At 44.7% G+C, this 18140-nt stretch carries 17 protein-coding genes; 5 read left to right on the top strand and 12 right to left on the bottom strand.

The features are described from left to right. Window positions 1–808 precede the first annotated feature (808 nt). The 6 genes from BN1938_RS01415 to BN1938_RS01440 form a co-directional block, all read right to left on the bottom strand. Window positions 809–2716, bottom strand: coding sequence for an FtsX-like permease family protein (locus BN1938_RS01415; protein ID WP_050638883.1), 1908 nt, complete (start codon window positions 2714–2716; stop codon window positions 809–811). Further along, a complete protein-coding gene (locus tag BN1938_RS01420; protein ID WP_050638884.1) occupies window positions 2717–3469 on the bottom strand; it encodes an ABC transporter ATP-binding protein in 753 nt (250 codons plus the stop codon). A gap of 141 nt (window positions 3470–3610) precedes the next feature. Further along, window positions 3611–4636: a sensor histidine kinase gene (locus tag BN1938_RS01425; protein WP_050638885.1), complete on the bottom strand. Its 1026-nt coding sequence runs from the start codon at window positions 4634–4636 to the stop codon at window positions 3611–3613. Beyond that, on the bottom strand, window positions 4633–5298 hold the full coding sequence (locus BN1938_RS01430) for a DNA-binding response regulator (RefSeq protein WP_050638886.1): 666 nt from the start codon (window positions 5296–5298) through the stop codon (window positions 4633–4635). The genes BN1938_RS01425 and BN1938_RS01430 overlap by 4 nt, the downstream gene beginning before the upstream one ends. A gap of 101 nt (window positions 5299–5399) precedes the next feature. After that, window positions 5400–6377, bottom strand: coding sequence for a hypothetical protein (locus tag BN1938_RS01435; protein WP_050638887.1), 978 nt, complete (start codon window positions 6375–6377; stop codon window positions 5400–5402). After that, window positions 6378–7838 (bottom strand): FAD-dependent oxidoreductase, encoded by a 1461-nt coding sequence (locus BN1938_RS01440; RefSeq protein WP_050638888.1) that lies wholly within the window; start codon window positions 7836–7838, stop codon window positions 6378–6380. It lies immediately after the preceding gene. A gap of 372 nt (window positions 7839–8210) precedes the next feature. Between BN1938_RS01440 and BN1938_RS01445 the strand changes: the two genes are divergently transcribed. Continuing rightward, window positions 8211–8834 (top strand): hypothetical protein, encoded by a 624-nt coding sequence (locus tag BN1938_RS01445; protein WP_050638889.1) that lies wholly within the window; start codon window positions 8211–8213, stop codon window positions 8832–8834. A 50-nt stretch (window positions 8835–8884) separates the two neighbouring features. Here BN1938_RS01445 and BN1938_RS01450 read toward each other — a convergent pair whose 3' ends face one another. Both BN1938_RS01450 and BN1938_RS01455 read right to left on the bottom strand, forming a co-directional pair. Beyond that, a complete protein-coding gene (locus BN1938_RS01450; RefSeq protein WP_050638890.1) occupies window positions 8885–9511 on the bottom strand; it encodes a CatB-related O-acetyltransferase in 627 nt (208 codons plus the stop codon). A gap of 228 nt (window positions 9512–9739) precedes the next feature. Further along, on the bottom strand, window positions 9740–10612 hold the full coding sequence (locus tag BN1938_RS01455) for a helix-turn-helix domain-containing protein (RefSeq protein WP_050638891.1): 873 nt from the start codon (window positions 10610–10612) through the stop codon (window positions 9740–9742). Window positions 10613–11101: 489 nt separating this feature from the next. On the opposite strand from BN1938_RS01455, the gene BN1938_RS01460 reads away from it, so the two are divergent. Further along, window positions 11102–12088 carry a helix-turn-helix transcriptional regulator gene (locus BN1938_RS01460; RefSeq protein WP_050638892.1) on the top strand — a complete coding sequence of 329 codons (987 nt, stop codon included), beginning with the start codon at window positions 11102–11104 and terminating at the stop codon, window positions 12086–12088. On the opposite strand, the gene BN1938_RS23595 is transcribed toward BN1938_RS01460, so the two are convergent. Further along, window positions 12068–12571 (bottom strand): hypothetical protein, encoded by a 504-nt coding sequence (locus tag BN1938_RS23595; protein ID WP_082202699.1) that lies wholly within the window; start codon window positions 12569–12571, stop codon window positions 12068–12070. The genes BN1938_RS01460 and BN1938_RS23595 overlap by 21 nt on opposite strands. Before the next feature lie 164 nt (window positions 12572–12735). Here BN1938_RS23595 and BN1938_RS01470 point away from each other — a divergent pair, with 164 nt between their 5' ends. From BN1938_RS01470 to BN1938_RS01480, 3 genes are all read left to right on the top strand, one after another. Then, window positions 12736–13023, top strand: a complete 288-nt coding sequence (locus BN1938_RS01470; protein WP_050638893.1) for a TetR/AcrR family transcriptional regulator — start codon at window positions 12736–12738, stop codon at window positions 13021–13023. 16 nt (window positions 13024–13039) lie between these two features. Then, window positions 13040–13309, top strand: a complete 270-nt coding sequence (locus tag BN1938_RS23280) for a hypothetical protein (RefSeq protein ID WP_129879583.1) — start codon at window positions 13040–13042, stop codon at window positions 13307–13309. Between the two features lie 145 nt (window positions 13310–13454). Further along, window positions 13455–13877 carry a DUF3788 domain-containing protein gene (locus BN1938_RS01480; protein ID WP_050638895.1) on the top strand — a complete coding sequence of 141 codons (423 nt, stop codon included), beginning with the start codon at window positions 13455–13457 and terminating at the stop codon, window positions 13875–13877. Window positions 13878–13947: 70 nt separating this feature from the next. Here the strand turns inward: BN1938_RS01480 and BN1938_RS01485 are convergent, their stop codons facing one another. The 3 genes from BN1938_RS01485 to pflB form a co-directional block, all read right to left on the bottom strand. Then, window positions 13948–14211, bottom strand: a complete 264-nt coding sequence (locus BN1938_RS01485; RefSeq protein ID WP_050638896.1) for a CD3324 family protein — start codon at window positions 14209–14211, stop codon at window positions 13948–13950. A gap of 706 nt (window positions 14212–14917) precedes the next feature. After that, on the bottom strand, window positions 14918–15691 hold the full coding sequence (gene pflA / locus BN1938_RS01490) for a pyruvate formate-lyase-activating protein (RefSeq protein ID WP_050638897.1): 774 nt from the start codon (window positions 15689–15691) through the stop codon (window positions 14918–14920). Window positions 15692–15794: 103 nt separating this feature from the next. Then, the gene (gene pflB, locus BN1938_RS01495; protein WP_050638898.1) at window positions 15795–18047 is read right to left on the bottom strand and encodes a formate C-acetyltransferase; all 2253 of its coding nucleotides are present in this window, start codon (window positions 18045–18047) and stop codon (window positions 15795–15797) included. Window positions 18048–18140 lie beyond the last annotated feature (93 nt).

Here is an 18140-nt window from a genome sequence, read left to right on the forward strand (position 1 = left end):
TTTCGATCGACAAGTATTACACTTCCAATACGCATCACCTTTCTTCAATTTTAAGTTCTATTTTTCAAACATTGAATAATCCGGCGAATCTGCCTGAAAGAATGAGATAGACAATCTCATATATCATTGAATATAAAGAATGTTTGAAATGCCCCACAGACTATTCTTTGGGTACATTCACTCTACCATAATTCCCTTTCTGTTACAAATAAAATATCTATAAATTTACCAGCGCCCATTTCTATAATCAAATTTCACCCCACATCTAATCCGGAAATTAGTGGCACAGGCAGAACCGCAGCATAGCCAAAATAAGGCACCCTAAAGCATTTCCTAACCCATTCCCTACAGAAGGATCCGCAGCCAAACCACAAAACAAGGTACAACTTTCTCTTTCATAGTACCGTTTCCATACTGTATCACCAAACAAATCAATACGCTGCCCCCTAAAAGTATCCTCCCAAGTTGCCACCCTATCCAACCGATTGGATGCACCCAGCGAAAGGAAGGGATAGCCGCAAGCCGCCCAAGTGCACATATGCCGCCTCGAAACGCTAAAGTGAACCTTAGAAATTCTTGGAGGCCGGCAGCCGGGAAAGTGGGGTGATTTTGTGATCACCGAATCACAAAATCGGCTGACCCAGCGCGAGAAATCATCAGGATTTCTCGTGATGTGTCAGCCGTACCCCAATTTCCCGGCTGCCGGCTTCCTAGAATTTCTTAGGTTGGCGTCCGCATTTCGAGGCGGCATATGTGCACTTGGGCGGCTTGCGGCTATCCCTTCCTTTCGCGGACGCTCTTCCCAATCCTACGTATCCAAAACCTTCCCCCTGAAAACCCGCACCGATACCAAATAAACCAGTGTAAATATAACCAGTATAGAAACCGCGCTGTAAATATTCACACGGAACAAATCTTCTTTCATTACATTTCCCAGCGCACGAATTGCAAACCAGGAGGATACTGCCATGAGCACAAACGGACAATAGTAAGTAAACCGTATCTCATTTTTCATGGACTTATACAGAGTGTCACCGGGGATTCCCAGTTTTCGCAGAATCCTGTACCTGTCACGGTCCTCATAGGCATCATTGTTCAGCTTGATGAAGATAATACTGCCTCCTGCCAGGATCAGCGTCACAAACATAAAGATACATAGGGAATACAAAACCCGTATCCAAGTTTCTTTCTCACTATCGGCTCCCGAAAAGTTAACTCCCACCTGCATCTGCCCGTTTTCATCCGTTTTGGAAAGGCTCCTCAGATAAGTCCTGGATGCGTCTGCATTCGACGGATCTTCAATTTTGAAGTTATACATGTGCAGCAGGATCCCCTTAGGCTCCAGTTCTTTATAAACCTCATCGTTGAGCACATAAATACTCATCTGCTCCTGCATGGCGCCCAAATATGGGGTATCGTCTTCCTTAATAATATGATAAGAATTGTCTCCGATCTGGACGTCCTGTTGCTCCTGCCCTGCAAAGCTCATGAGAATGATGTGCGAAAGTTTAATTGTCTCATCCTGTTTCAATTCCGTATAATCAAAAGGCATGCCCGCCTCTTCCGCAATCGTTTTCATTTGAGAGAAAGGGATGATTGCATAAGTAGAATTCACATATTTCGTATGGAACATACTCGGGTCAAGAAGCAGGTAAGATGCCTCCGCTTTATATTCCACTTTATTCTCCTTCGATATTCCCTCTTCCATCTCTTCCATATCCATCTCATGTGAGCTTACGACCTGATATGTGAAGGTCTCTTGAAAATGCACCATCTTATCATAACGCTGCTTCAGGGCGATCGCTGTACCCAGCACCGTTACGGAACAGATCATCAGAATCGTAACCATGGCATAAGTGCGGTAATTTCTCCGGATTCTGAAGGACAAATTATTCACCCAAAGGCTGCGCTGCTTTTGATACAAAAATTTCTTGTTTTTCGTCAGCTTTCTGATAAAGAAAGGAATTGCACCGCCAAACAACAGATATATTCCTGCAATTACCAGTATTACAGCAAGCAGTGCATACGACAGAGTATCCAGATTCCCGGTTTTTATTGCACACATATAACCTGCACCCAGTACCGCCAATCCCGCTGCAGATTTCAGGGCGGCCATCCATCCTTTTTCCGGCTTCATTTCTTCCTGCTTTGCACCGGAAAGCATACTCAGTACGCTGCTCCTTGATATTGATACATATCCTTTCAGTATCATCATGCCAAATATGATAAAGAATACAGCTGATGTGATAAGAACCGGTTTTATCGTAAATGAAAACCGGACATCTACGCTAATCTCCGACAGTTTCATCAGCAGCATTTGAAATAATTTAGAAAATACAGTCCCGGCCAGCAGACCCGCCAGCAGGGAAAATATACCGATAAAAAATGCCTCAAGCGCGTACATTTTCCCAATGCGCACATTATCCAGCCCCATAAACGTATAGATTCCGATCTCTTTCTTCCTCTGGTTGAGAAATACATTTGTGGCATACCAGATGAAAAAGAACAAAAACACCCCAAATACTACGGATGCCGCATGTACGACCAGGTCAATGTAGTCTTTGTTCATACTGTTCAGGACGTCCATGGAGTCCGAATAGATAATATTTTGAAAATTAAAAAATATAAAAACTGAAAATGCAAGGGACATAATCAGCGCCGCATATTCCCTTACACTTCTCTTAAAGTTGGAAAATGCCAGTCTGCACAAACTCATCTACCGCTCACCTCCCATGGAAGCAAGCAGTTCCATAATCTCTTCATAAAAGACTTTTCTGTCCCCCATGCTGTTCAGCCGGCACTGTACCTGTCCGTCAGAAAGCATATAGACCTGCTTTGCGTAGCTTGCCGTGTAGGCGTCATGTGTCACCATCAGGATCGTTGCCCGCCCGGAGTCATTGGCCGCTTTCAGACTCTGCAGCAGATCCCGGCTGGATCTGGAGTCCAGCGCTCCGGTCGGCTCATCGGCAAAGATAATCTTTGGCTCCGTGATCAGGGCCCGGGCGCTTGCCCCTCTCTGTTTCTGCCCGCCGGAGAGCTGGTAAGGGTATTTTGACAGATGCTCCTCCAGCTGGAAAAGCCTTGCCATATTCATCACCCTTTTCTGCACCTCTTTGCTCTTTACTCCATTCAGAGACAACGGCAAAGCGATATTATCTTCCAACGTCATATTGTCCAGCAGATTATATTCCTGGAAAATGAAACCGATCTTATCCCTGCGTATAATGGACAGCCGTTTATTGTCCGCTTTTGTAACATCCTCCCCATCCAGAAATATCTGACCCCTGGTTGGTTTGTCCAGTGTGGAGAGCATATTCAGAAGAGTCGATTTCCCTGCGCCGCTCGGCCCCATGATGGCAACAAAGTCCTGCTCCTGAATGTCCAGATTGATTCCCTTCAAAACCTGGGATTCATAATCTTTTCTTCCGAAACTTTTTACTAGATTTCTAATTTCCATTATTTTTTTCATATCACGAATACCTCCTTTTATCACTAAAATTGTAACAAAAAGAGGGTTAAAAATCCTTTCATCCGGATAACAGTCCCCTCCTATATCTAACATTTCTGCAAGATTACCGGATTATTGCAATGCCATCTGCCAAAGCTGTGTTCATTCTTCTGCCGCTCTCTCTGCCTCTATGTTCATGTTAAAAAATGCTGTATTATTTGAAAAATGAAGTGTAAACCGGGTGCCCTTCTCCGGCCTGGAATATACCTGCAGCCGGATCCCGAGATGTTCGGCTGTCTCCTTCACGAAGTAAAGCCCCATACCTGTAGAGCGATAATCACCGTTTCTCAGATTGCTTCCAATATAACCTCTGTCGAAAATGTATGGAATCTCACCTTCTGCGATTCCGATCCCGTTGTCCTTCACTGTAAGCTCTACTTCGTCGGCTGAAATACATCTTGCCTCAAAGGTGAGCGCCGGCTGTTTTGTTCTATATTTAACCGCATTTCCGATGAGCTGATCCAGCATATAGACAAGCCACCTCCGGTCACTGTAAACCACGGCACCTTCAAGTTTCTTTTCAATCTGAAAATGCTCCCGGATCAGGAAATATGACTGATTCTTCAGAGCCTCATTGACCGCTTCCTCCAGACAAACCCTCTCATAGCGTACATCATTTTCCATATTTTTCAGTTTGCTGCTCATCATCATGGTGTTTAAAAGCTGCTGGATCCGCTCCAGACATCCCTGCATCTCCTCTTGCAGTTCACTGTCGGGGTTCCTCTCATTCATCAGTCCCAACGCGGAGAGCGGCAGCTTAACTTCGTGCGCCCATCTTGTAATGTAGTCGGTCAGCCCCTCCCGTTCCTCCTGCAGCGCGCTGATATCTTCCGCATTTTCTTTTTCCATCCTGCACAGCACTTCTGTAACCCTGCCGCCGAGCAGACGGCTGGCTTCTTCCCTGTTCTTATGTATTTCATCGTCCAGAATGCAGGATATCTGCTTCCATTTTCTGTAATCAAGTGCTAGGTAAAAAAGCCCTGCGGCCAGGAGGATTCCATCCAGATACAGCAAATCCCCGAAATTTACGCTGCGGGCGCACAGCACCCCAAAATACAGATTGATGGCGGCCAGGACTGCCGCCCCCGCCAGAATGCCCCGTCTCTTCTCTTTGAGATAATTTTTCATTCTATATAATACCCCATACCTTTTTTCGTTACAATAATGTCGCTTCCCCCCGTCACTTCGTTCAGCTTTGCACGGAGCCGCGAAACAAGAACGCTCAGCGAAGCATCCGTCACAAACTCGTCCGTATTCCAAAGCTGCTGCATCAGCTTCTCCCTGCTGACCACGCTCCCTTTTTTGGAGAGCAGCGCCGCCATGATCTTACTCTCCGACTTTGTCAGATCCACATTCATTCCGTTGCATACAAACTGCCCGCTCTCATAATACATCCCGCCGTTCAGATAGGTTCTCTCATTGGTCGTATACTCATAGGCCCGGCGCAGCATGGCCCGGATCTTCAGCAGGAGCAGCTCCGGGTCGAATGGCTTTTCCACATAATCGTCCCCGCCTGCTGCCATGGCCATCACCTTATCCGCATTCTGGTCTCTGCTTGAAAGATACAGAAGCGGTACATTAGAAATCTGGCGTATCTTTTCACACCAGTAGAACCCGTCGAAGCTTGGCAGGTTAATATCCATCAGAATCAAATCCGGCTGTCTACTGATGTATTCATTCGTAATATCATCGAACTGTTTCGCATAAACAGCTTCAAATCCCCACCTTTCACACAACAGCACCAGTTCCTTTGCCAGCGTCATATCATCTTCAACAATCAGAATTTTCATTTTTACCACTCCCTAATGTACACTTTGCGTACATTGTATCATACTTTCTGTCCGCAGCAGTCTTCTATAACAAAAATGTTAGAAATATACCGCCTCGGATTTTATGAAAATTCCTGCTCATAGGAAGCCTGCTCAGAGATGAGGTGAAAGATCTGCCTTTTCCCTTTCCACAGTTGATATTCCATACTGCAGGACGGACTCTCTTTTATAATCCGGTCCATGCGCCCCTCATAAGGGGCCTTTAGCCCATGAGACTTTTCCCCTAGTTTCCTGATTTTCAGCAGGAGCTTTCCCTGTCTCAAAGTCACGGCCCCCTCGCGGGATTCCGTGATCCGTGCCCCAAAATAAGTGCCCATGCGGTATTCCCTGCCCTGGTAATGAACCGCAGCAATACAGCCTTTGAAGTGCATTCCCAGGAATGGTATATCTGCAACAGATGCCATAATACTGTTCATTTCTTTCTGAAAGCGTTCCTTCGTTTTCTTCTCGAATGCATACTGACGCTTCCCTGTCCCATGGCGTTTCTTCTTTTTTGTATGTTGTATTTCCCCGAATCCGCACTGGGTCCAGAGATATGTTTCGGGAAAAGATTTTCCCCTGTCCGTTTCTATATAACCTCTTCCCCCGGTAAAATCCATCCTTTTCCCGTTGACCCTCAGGGAACCTTTCAGATTATGCGCCATACTTAACACTCCGTGGCTGCACTGCATAAATGGGCAGAACCGGAACGGCCCCATAATATCTCCCCTGATTTTATGGAAACCCGAGTAGGCTATTTTCCCCTCTACAGTAAGTTCATCCGTGTGTATACTGATTAAGATGCCTTTTTCACTAAATAAATTCTCTCCGATTCTTACCTGAAATTTATCGTCGTGAATCTGGCACATTTCGATCGGATACGTAAAATTCCATGCACCATGATCCATGACCACCTGGATGGAAGCCGTCCAGTTTCCTTCTTTATCTGCGTGTACAGCCGGTATAAATGCAATGGTTTTCCCTTTATTTTGGTGCTTCAGATACCATCCCTCAAAATAGGGCCCTTTTTTACCTGTCCCATGAAAATACTTTTCCTTCATCTAGTTCTCCTTTCTGATATGACATTCCAGGTCATTCTGTGCCGGACCGTCCAGCCGTTTCCCCCGATAATCAAACCGTGATCCATGGCAAGGGCAGTCCCAGCTTTTTTCATCGGGATTCCAGGCGAGCTGGCAGCCCAGATGGGGACATCTTGTAGAAATTGCAAAGAGTTTTCCCGTTTCTTCTCTGTACACTCCGTATTTATTTCCGTCATGCTCTACGATCCCGCCATGCCCCGGCCTCAGATCCTCAAGCTTCTCCTTTGGTATTGCAGCCAGCTGTTTCATAAGGCCGGAAACTGCATAGCCGCCTTCTTTTAGTAAGGTGCCCACAGAAGACTGCAGGTGGAAGCGTCTGGGGGTGAATACGTCCGCATACTGGTTTTGCCGTCCGCAGATCAGGTCGGTCAGGATCATGGCGGATACCATGGAGCTGGTCATCCCCCATTTGCCAAATCCTGTAGCCACATACCAGTCCGGCTGGCTTTTACTGTACTTTCCGATATAAGGGATCCCATCCAGTGTCATGCAGTCCTGTGCAGACCAGCGGGCTGTTTCTTTACATTCCGGCCATAAGGCCTCCGCCCTGCTGCTTAGATATTCATAAGAATTCCCGGCTGTATTTTTGCCGGTGCGGTGCCCCCCGCCCCCAATCAGCAGGTTTTCTCCTGCGCTTCTGAAAGATAATCCGTCCTCATCTATCCCGTAATACATCCCCTCCAACGAAGCGGCCTTTTTCACCGCCAGCACATAACTTCGTTCCTGATGCATACGCATAAAATAATATCCCGGACTGTTAAGAAAAGGATAGTGGCAGGCAAACACGACCCGCTGCGCATGTACGGTTCCATGCGCTGTCACGACTGTATGATCCTCTGCATGAGTTACTTTTGTATGCTCAAATATAGTCAGTTCCTCCGCCAGCATATACAAAAACCGCAGAGGATGAAACCGTCCCTGCCCCTCAAGTTTCAAGGCCAGTTTTACCTGAAACGGAAGTTCCGTCTTCTCTGTCAGCTGCATCCCCATCCCGATCCGTTTTGCCGCCTCATGTTCCCGCCGCAGCGCGCCCGTATCCTGCATGGTATACAAATAAGCAGGACACGGGTTCCATCCAATGTCCCCCTGATACTTTTCCGCCAAAATTCGGTATCGTTCAACCGCTTCCTGATTCGCAGCGGCATACAGCCCCGCCTTCTCCATCCCCTCGTTCTGCAGCAGCCTGTCGTATATCATCCCGTGCTGGGAAGTCACCTTAGCCGTGGTATTCTTCGTCTGCCCGCTCCCGATTCTGTCCGCCTCCAGAACCACGCACTTCATCCCCGCCTGCTCCAGAAAATGAGCCGTCAGAATCCCGGCCATCCCTCCGCCTATAATAACCGTATCCGTCTCAATATCGCCATGCAGCGGGGGATACTTTGCAGACGATGCAGAAATACTCCAAATTGATTTTTCAACCATACTATTCACCTCAATACATTCTTCTGAATAGGATGCGTCTTAGATGCGGGAATTATGCAAAAAATGGGAAAGAATTGGAGGGGAGGACATTATCGGGAAAAGCGGATGGGAACGGCAACTAAGATAGGACTGGCTGGAGGAGTACAATGTGCGAGCAGACGTTTTGATCCACTGCTCTCGCCGCTGCAGAACTCCCGCCCCCCGACAGGCGTCCCCTACCCGTCAATAAATTTAGCTTGTCTTTATTGCGGTAATGTGGTAAATTATAGAAGAAATTGTTTTTTTGCTCTATCTATTCAGTAATAACTTACTTGAAATCAGGTTAACACCAGGCTCACTTACATATGCCTGCTATTGTATGAGGAGTAAATCATGAAAATCTCTACTTTTACTAAGACACCGTCTTCCGGACGCTTTTTATGCAATCCTACCTGGTATATTGATGCCTGCGGGAAAAAGCTGCTGTTTGTTTCCTCAGGATCAACCTCTTTCCGCAGAGACATATCCCAGGCGGAAACGATTCTTAACGATATTGATATTATCATTCTTCCTGCCGGCTGCGTTGAGCCGGTCAGAGAGATCCAGTATTTTCTGTTTGCAAGCCCTCATGCAGAGTTCTATCTTCCCAAAGCTTCCTCGCAAAAATATTTTCTGGATATATTCCATAAATTAAATGGGTACTGCAAAACCGAGTACCAATATGGATTGCTTTCACGCATTCATTTTGTGAATGATCTCTGCAGTATTAATCAGAACCTTATGCTGTTTGGATCTGATCCTTATCCCGCTGATTCTATTGAACACAAGCAGAGCCTCCTGATTCAGGAAGACAGCTGCGCCGTGCTGTTTGCGAATACTGGTGCGGGAACGCCTGCCCTGGAGGCCGCCTTTTCCCGTGCCCGAGACCTGACCTGCTTGAAAATCAAACGTGTTATCATGGCTGCCGGAGAATACGATACGCCAGATAAGGAAAATCACAGCGAAAAAGGGGCATAAAGTGTAGACACGCTCTGGACGAACCTTGAAATTCCAGGCAGGCTCTGTGGCTACTTCAGCTGCTCAATGCGGCCGCCTTTAATTGCGGCGATATTTTCTGCAATCTTCTCTTGTGACCAGTCCCACCACTGTAAACTGAGCAATGAGGAGATTGTGTCTTCAGAAAACCTCTTTTTAATCGCTTTTGCGGGCACTCCGCCGACAATCGTATATGGCGGAACGTCTCTTGTCACAACGGCCCTGGCGCCGATTATGGCACCATCCCCTATTGTTACCCCGGACAGTATAACAGCCTCATATCCAATCCAGACATCATTACCGATTATGATATCACCTTTATTGTCCCAGGAGTCTGCCACATCATTTCTGTCAAGTCCCCATTCCTCAAAAAACAGTGGAAACGGATAAGTTGACAGTGATTCCATTGCATGGTTCGCGCTGTTAAAAAGAAACTTTGCTCCACAGGCAATAGAACAAAACTTTCCGATGTTCAGGCGGTCTCTATTGACCGGATAGTGATATAAAACGTTATTTTTTTCAAACTCCCGGGGAGCTTTCACAAAATCATTATACATCGTATAATCGCCAACCTTAATATTCGGATTGGTAATTGCATTTTTCAGATAGATCGTCTGATTATCTCCTGTCCGCGGGTATATTTTTTCTGGTGCTGCCATTTGAATTCCTCCTGTCCGCTAGTACATCTCTAATTCCTATCTGCAGACGCCGTTTTGTCATATCCGCTGTTAACGACGACTGCTTATTATTATAGTAGCTTTCAGGATCAATATTCTCAATATAACAGATGCTACAGAAGTATTTAGTATACACCGGCTTTTCTGCCCGATGTCTGTTTACTAATTTGAGAATATTCTGAAAACGGAGGTCAAAAGGGTCTGACCCCTTTATAATACCGGCACCCAGTATTCGATCCGGCTTTTTCCGTCCTTATCTGCTTTTTCTCCGTATTTTGCAAAATCATACCGTGCATGGTCATTCAGCTGACTGGTCGATTGGGGAAACCACTCTTTATAGACGTAATCAGCAACCGGCTGCAGACTGTCTTCGCATTTAGCCGTGAAACTGAAGACAATATACTTGCATGCCGGCAGCTCTTTTGCCTCCATACCTGCAGGAATATTCTCTATATGATCAACTTCTGCAGCCGCCAGATAATCAAACGCCGGCTGTTTTTCATTTTCTAAATCCCATTTTGTATAGTCATTAAGCCCAATCAGAAAATCCATGTCATTCCTGTTTGAAATCAATTGCTTTTTAGCATGTAGTTTTCGCCAGCACTTTCCAATAGCCAAAAAACCAAAACGTGTGTTTTTCTTGAAACCTACTAATTTAATTCTGCCGCATTCTGCAGTTCTGATATCCATCATCATATCTCCTCTTAACCCTGACTGTCCGTCAGCCGTAAACTTTAACTGGTACGGATAAAATTCCCGCTTTTTACGAAACGCCTGCGGGCTGCATTTGAACAGAGACTTGAAGCCGGCCGTAAAAGACTGCTGTGTCTCATATCCAGCACAAAAAGCAATTTCCATGATCGGTTTGTCCGTGAAGATCAGTGATCTTGCCGCTTCGGTTAAACGCCTTCTCTGGATATAATGATGCAGCGTAAAGCCTACAATACTCACAAACATTCTGCTCAAATGGTATTTTGAATAATGCATCTTCCCAGAAATACTATCCAGGTTCAACGTTTCGTCCAGATGCTCCTCAATGTAATCTACCACTTCTTGAATTGTATCAATGTTATTTGTTTTCATTCTGACCTCCTGAACATATTGTACTGCTTTTTAGATCATCTATTTTCACATTTCTTGCTGTCATCACCCATTTAACATGAGATAAATAGTATAGCCCTTTCACCGCTTCCTGCCAGATATTAGCTTCTTGATATGAAGAATCTATACACTTATAATAATTACCATAACACAAAATGCTTCTAAACAAAAAGGCGGCGGCGTGGAGATTGCAGATCGGATGCTAAAAACCGAACTTGTATATCGTAAAATAAGTTACTGGCTCATAAGCTGAGATAAATTTTCGAGAGTGCTGCTCCACAAATGCAGGCGTAGCGGGCTACGCTGAGGCTTGGGGAGCAGTGCTATCGGAAATTCAGGTCGGCTTATGTGGCAGTTAATTATTTTACGATGTACTAGAAAAGAACAGGAAATAACAGCAAGTAAAATCAAGCAGTAATTCCTTTATTTTTTTATAATAACTATAGGGCGATTGAGATGAGGTGAACAATAATGTACGAATGGCAGAAACAAATACAAATCATCGTAGATGAAATTGACAACTGTATTAAAAATTATAATGATGAGGCGTTGACTCTATGCTGCCTTTCCCGCAGGCTGGGCTATTCCGAGTTTTATACAACCAGAAAGTTTAAAGAAATATCGGGCATGCAGTTTCGGGATTATCTGCGGAACAGAAAATTGGCCTTTGCATTAAAAGAGGTGCGTGACGGTGGAAAAAGCATTTTGGAAATTGCTTTTGATTATGGCTTTTCATCACATGAGGCCTTTACCAGGGCTTTCAAAAAAACATATGGCGTAACCCCAAGTGAGTACAGGAGGCATCCAAGACCTGTCGTTCTTCGTACAAAAATAAACCCTTTTGACCGTTACTTTTTTGGATATGGAGAGATAGGTATGATAAAAACTACAGATGACATTCACATTTATTTTGTAACCATCCCGGCACACAAGTTTTTGCACATTAAGAATTATGAGAGTAACGGGTATTGGGATTTTTGGGAAAAGCAAAGCCATATCCCGGGCCAGGACTGTGAAACAATCTGCGGCTTACTCGATAGTATTAAGGGCAAGTTGGATGACGACGGAGGGAGCGAAAGCAACAGCGGCAGCGGCCAGCTTATGGCATATATGAACGACCCGGACGGCCGGCTCTGCGATTGGGGAATCCCGCGTACAGAATGTTACGGCGCGCGTCTTCCTGTCGATTACAAAGGAGAAATCCCGCCGCAAATGCTTCTGGCTGACGTTCCCGAGGCCGAGTATCTTGTTTTTGAGCACGGGCCATTCAATTACGAGCAGGAAAACCGCAGCGTAGAGGATAAGGTTGAAAAAGCAATGGCATCTTTTGATTTCACAGGCACTGGTTACTGCTATGACACTACCCCCGGCAGAATCATTTACTTTTACTTTAATCCTGAACGGTTCTGGAAATATGTCAGACCGGTGCGGAGTATCTCAAACAAGAAGGTATATTGAAACAACATGTATTATACCACCTGATAACAGTGCAACAACAGCACCTATAATAGTTCCTGTCCCGGCACCTATAATATGGTGCCGCGGATTTCTATATTCTTTATCCATATCTTCTGTTCCAGGTATTCTTGTTTTTTTGCTATGGCAGAAAAGTCCAATATCTAAAATCAGCAAATCGTAAATATTTACAACTAAAAATAGTATGAACACGTGTATAAATGCAGATGTGAATGTTTTTGCACCGGAAAAATACGCAACTACTGCAAGTATAATGGCAATCAAAAATATAAAAATTATTTTTATTGATAAATGTCTTTTTTCTATTTTATCTATAATCCCCTTATATTGCGGCAGACTTTCTACCCGCATTCTGATTTCTTTTGGATAGGACATAATTTGGTTGACAGGGTTTTTGTAAAGTGGGGGAAGTATCATAAATGAAAAGATCCCACATGCGAAAATACATTCTATTACGAATAACATAGCAATCCTCCTTTTGTATGCTTTACAAAGATAAAGCAACATGACACACTTGTGCATTGGTCTGTAGTCTAGTATAATACGGTCAGATGATCCGGACAATATATCCGATAAAAGTGATACATATTTTTAAAAATGTGCCATGGGTGAAACAGGAGAAGAAACATATGTACTTTAAAGAAAATAACCAAACGAAAAGAAGGATTATAGAATCTTTATATGAGTTGTTAGACAAAAAAAACTACCATGATATCACAATAACCAGGATTGTCGATAAAGCAGAGTTAGGAAGGAGAACCTTTTACAGATACTTTAATTCTAAGGATGAAGTGATAGAATACTCAACGAATTTGCTGATGAATGAATTTGCTGATACTATTGTACTGAACCATGCCGAAACACAGGAAGGCTGCCCAAAACAAATGAGCAGAATTATCAATGATATTATAAAATAAACAGGAGGATTTCAGCATGTCAGGAGATACCATAAAAACTGATTTGAAACCGAAGACATTTTTAATAGAGCATATTCCTGCAATACTCCTTGGAGAACCATCGGATAAAATTTATCTTTTTGTCGATGGCCAGGGCGGCAATAAAGAAGAAGCCATTGGCTTTGCGCTAGGCGGCATCCCATTCAGATGTGGAATACGCCCACCGAAATCTTATATGCCGGACAAGATAACCTCGTACAGCGTAAAACCGTGGATATCTTTGTCAAAAAGTTCAGCGCGGGGCTGACCGTTATGGAAAATGGTGAACACTGGTTCCATACAGCCGAACAGCTGGAAATTATGAACAGTTGGGAAAACCAGGTGCTGGATATCACCTCCTCTATGTGGTAAACTTAGTAAAACTCCGATTATTATCCCAAAAGGAGACGGGTATGTACGAAAGAATGCTTAACAAACAAATTGAACCAACCGTAGATGAAATGAAAGATTACTGCGGGGAAAATGCAGAACTTTTTACACTGCTTAATGAATGGTTATCAAGCTCCTTCCAGACAGTACAAAAAGTCACATTTCCTTATGGTAATGCATATGGCTGGGGAATTGCCCATAGAATAAAGCAGAAACTCATTTGTAACATATTTGCTGAAAATAATTCTTTTACGGTTATGGTCAGATTGTCAGATCCCCAATTCGCATCCCTCTATGAGAATATGCTGCAGTATACACAGGAGTACATAGACAATAAGTATCCCTGCGGTGACGGCGGCTGGATACAATACCGCGTTACATGCCGCGGCCATTTTGATGATATACAGAAAATACTGTCTGTTAAATGTTCACATGAATGCTGTTAAATCAAAAAAAGAAAACCGCGCCTGTAGTTCACAATTTCGCTCTATCGTGATCTGCAGGCTGCGGTTTCAGTCATTTCTGGTAGATTATCTTTCTTATGGCATATACCGAAAGCGAAAAACGCAAGGCAAGTTCTTCTATAGACATGCCGCCGCGATATTGCTCAACAATAACCGCATTGCGTTTTGCAAGTTCTTTCCGATACCCGGACAACTCTCCCCACTTCTTATGCTGCTCGTCTTTTGCAGGAATATAAATATATCCTGCCTGCACATACTTCTGCAGTTCCTCGACTAAAGCATCCGGGAGAATTGTATTTGCATTCATATATTTCATACAGGCTCCCTCCTTGATCATGAAGTCCAAGCAGCAAAGCCAGCAGTATTAATTTAGCGACACGAAACTACTCTATGCAAATGTCGCTCCTGATTCTGGCTTTGCACAGAGTCCTGCATCATTTTTCCTATTCTTATTCTTACACACAATCATCACCACCTAAAGATAACACTATGCTGTCAGTATACCATTATTGTATTTGTTGTTCAATCCCCCTTAACTCTCTTAGCCAATGCGATCAGAAACATCCATAGGTTCAGCCTGACATATATAATATAGTATTTTATTTACATCCACAAATCATTATATTCAATCTATGGAGTAACCGTGTTTTCAGGGTGTGTTGACCTTCATTCTACATAGAATGGAGGTGATGTCTATGAAACATTTCGATTTTAAAGACCTTATGGCTTTTGGAATGTTTATTCTGGCGTTACTGACATTCATTTATTTGATTTGTCGCTAGCTTAACATAGAAAAACCACCCCTAAACTTGACCGGTAGCAGGGTGGTATTTCTACTTTCTATCAAAGGTCAACCCACCTTGTGGGCGGTTGCTCCTCTTATATTTGTACTATAACATATTGTAAGAGACATTTCAAGAATGTAAAACTTGATTTATAAGTCTTAGATTTTATGTTTTTTAATATAATGTGACACATGGTTTTTATAATGAATAAATGCCGGATAACAATTTTTCCATTCCTCATTCAGAGTCATTTTCCGCCGGGCCCCGCCCATGCACATGCAAAAGCCTCTCTGCATTCTCTATGCGCTCCTTGGAGGGCGCTTCCACCCCCTCCAAAGGATATATAAGCCCCAGTTCTTTCCATTTGAATACCCCCAGCGTATGGTAGGGAAGCACCTCAACCTTCTCCACATTCTCCAATGTCCCGATAAATGCATCCAGCTTATGAAGGTACTCATCATTATCACTTTTTCCCGGCACAAGCACATGCCTGATCCAGACCGGTTTCCCCATCTCTGAAAGACAGACCGCCAGGTCCAGAATATTCCGGTTCGTGCATCCGGTCAGAATCTCATGCTGCTGTTCATCAATGTGTTTGATATCCAGCAATACCAGATCGGTATACTTCATCAGTTCCTGAAATCTGCCGAAGAAAGGTTCTTCTCTGGTAAATGGATTTCCACTTGTGTCCAAAGTCGTATGGATCCCGGCTGCTTTTGCCTTTTGAAACAGTTCTGTCAGAAACTTGATCTGGAGAAGCGGCTCTCCGCCGCTTACGGTAATACCGCCCTTACTCCCCCAGTAGGAGCGGTATTTTAAAGCCTGCCCAAGCAGTTCGTCAGCGGTATACTGTGTCCCCGACTGCATGTTCCACGTATCCGGATTGTGGCAGAACTGGCAGCGCATAGCGCAGCCGCTCATAAAAATAATATATCTGACGCCGGGTCCGTCTACAGAACCAAAACTTTCAAGAGAATGGATATATCCTTTCAGATTGTTCTGCTCTGTCATCGTATTCACCTCAAAATAAAACTTTCTATATAATTTATAACTGAATTAATCCGTAAACAAACCAACCCGTAAAACGGTATGCCGTCAAGCCGGTGCAACCCATTTACATATTTGCGTGGCATGTTCTGGAGATTACGTCCATCTGCTGTTCACGTGTCAGGTCGATAAACTTAACCGCATATCCGGACACGCGGATTGTGAAGTTTGCATATTCCTCTTTTTCCGGATGTTCCATCGCATCGATCAGCTTTTCTCTGCCAAACACATTGACATTCAGGTGATGTGCCCCCTGTTCAAAATATCCGTCCAGCACACGGGTAAGATTCTCAATACGCTCCGCCTCGTCATTCCCCAGAGCTCCGGGATTGATTGTCTGCGTATTAGAGATTCCGTCCAGCGCCTCCTCATAAGGAAGTTTTGCAACGGAGTTCAGGGATGCCAGCAGACCGTTTTTCTCTGCGCCATAGGAAGGATTTGCGCCCGGTGCAAGCGGCTCTCCCGCCTTTCTTCCGTCAGGCATGGAGCCCGTCGCTTTTCCGTAAACCACATTGGATGTAATTGTGAGGATAGAGGTTGTCGGCTCCGAGTTTCTGTATGTATGGCATTTTTTCAGCTTGCCCATGAATGTCTTAAGCAGCCAGATCGCAATATCGTCCGCCCGGTCGTCGTCATTTCCGTATCTTGGGAAATCGCCCTCTGTCTCGTAATCCACAACCATTCCCGTCTCGTCACGGATGACTTTGACCTTCGCATATTTTATTGCGCTTAAGGAGTCAACTACATGTGAGAATCCTGCAATTCCTGTTGCAAATGTTCTTCTTACATCGGTATCAATCAGCGCCATCTCCGCCGCCTCATAATAATACTTATCGTGCATGTAATGGATCATATTCAGGGTGTCCACGTATAACTTTGACAGCCAGTCCATCATCTTGTCATACTTATCCAGGACATCCTCATACTCCAGATATTCTGTAGTAACCGGCTTGTATGCAGGAGCTACCTGTTCTCTGGTCTTTACGTCCACACCACCGTTGATTGCATACAGCAGGCATTTGGCAAGATTCGCGCGGGCGCCGAAAAACTGGATTTCTTTCCCTGTCTGAGTTGCCGATACACAGCAGCATATGGAATAATCATCTCCCCATACCGGGCGCATTACATCGTCGTTCTCATACTGGATGGAGCTTGTCTTGATAGAAATGTAAGATACATAGTTCTTAAACGCCTCCGGCAGACGGGAAGAATACAATACCGTCAGATTCGGCTCCGGCGACGGCCCCATGTTCTCCAGGGTGTGCAGGAAACGATAATCATTCCTGGTCACCATAGATCTGCCGTCCTGCCCCAGCCCTGCCACTTCCAGCGTTGCCCATACCGGGTCACCGGAGAACAGTTCATTATAAGAGGGAACCCTGGCAAACTTAACCATCCTGAACTTCATCACCATATGATCGATCAGTTCCTGTGCCTGTGCCTCTGTCAGAATGCCGTTTTCCATATCTCTCTGGATATAAATATCCAGGAAAGTAGAGATTCTCCCAACGCTCATCGCGGCGCCGTTCTGCGTCTTGATTGCCGCAAGATAGCCAAAGTACAGCCACTGCACTGCTTCCTTCGCATCCTTTGCCGGCTTGGATATGTCAAACCCATAGACAGCCGCCATCTCCTTCATGTCTTTGAGCGCCTTTAACTGATCCGCAACTTCTTCTCTCAGACGAAAATCGGTTCCCTTCATTCCGTGTCTCTCGGTTTCGTTAAAGTCCACCATTTTTTGTTCAATCAGGTGGTCAATTCCGTAAAGAGCTACACGGCGGTAATCGCCCACTATACGCCCTCTGCCATATGTATCCGGAAGTCCTGTGATGATCTTATTATGGCGCGCCTTTTTCATCTCCGGGGTATAGATATCAAAAATCCCCTGGTTATGTGTTTTATGGTATTTGGTGAAAATCTCATGCAGCTTCTCACTCGGCTGATACCCGTAAGTCGTACATGCCTGCTCCGCCATCTTGATACCGCCAAAAGGCATAAATGCTCTCTTAAGCGGCTTATCTGTCTGGAGTCCGACTACCGTCTCCAGTTCCTTCATCTCTTCATCAATGTATCCCGGGCCATAAGCCGTCAGGCCGGAAACAACCTCTGTCTCCATATCCAGTACGCCGCCCTTCGCCCGTTCCTCACGTTGCAGCTCCTGCAGCCTGCCCCAGAGTTTATTTGTTGCTTCTGTAGGTCCTTCCAGAAAGCTCTCATCGCCGTCATAAGGAGTATAATTGTTTTGAATAAAATCCCGGACATTGATGTCATCTCTCCACAGTCTTCCCTTAAATCCTTCCCACTGATCGTAATGAGCCATATTATAAAATCCTCCTTTGATGTATCAGGTTATCTTTTAGTTCCCGCCCAGTATATCATTTCGTTAAATAAAAGACAAGAGGATAAATGATAA

Origin of the sequence: Eubacterium sp. SB2 (assembly GCF_001244405.1) — a bacterium.
In the GTDB taxonomy this organism is placed as follows: domain Bacteria; phylum Bacillota; class Clostridia; order Lachnospirales; family Lachnospiraceae; genus Faecalicatena; species Faecalicatena contortus_B.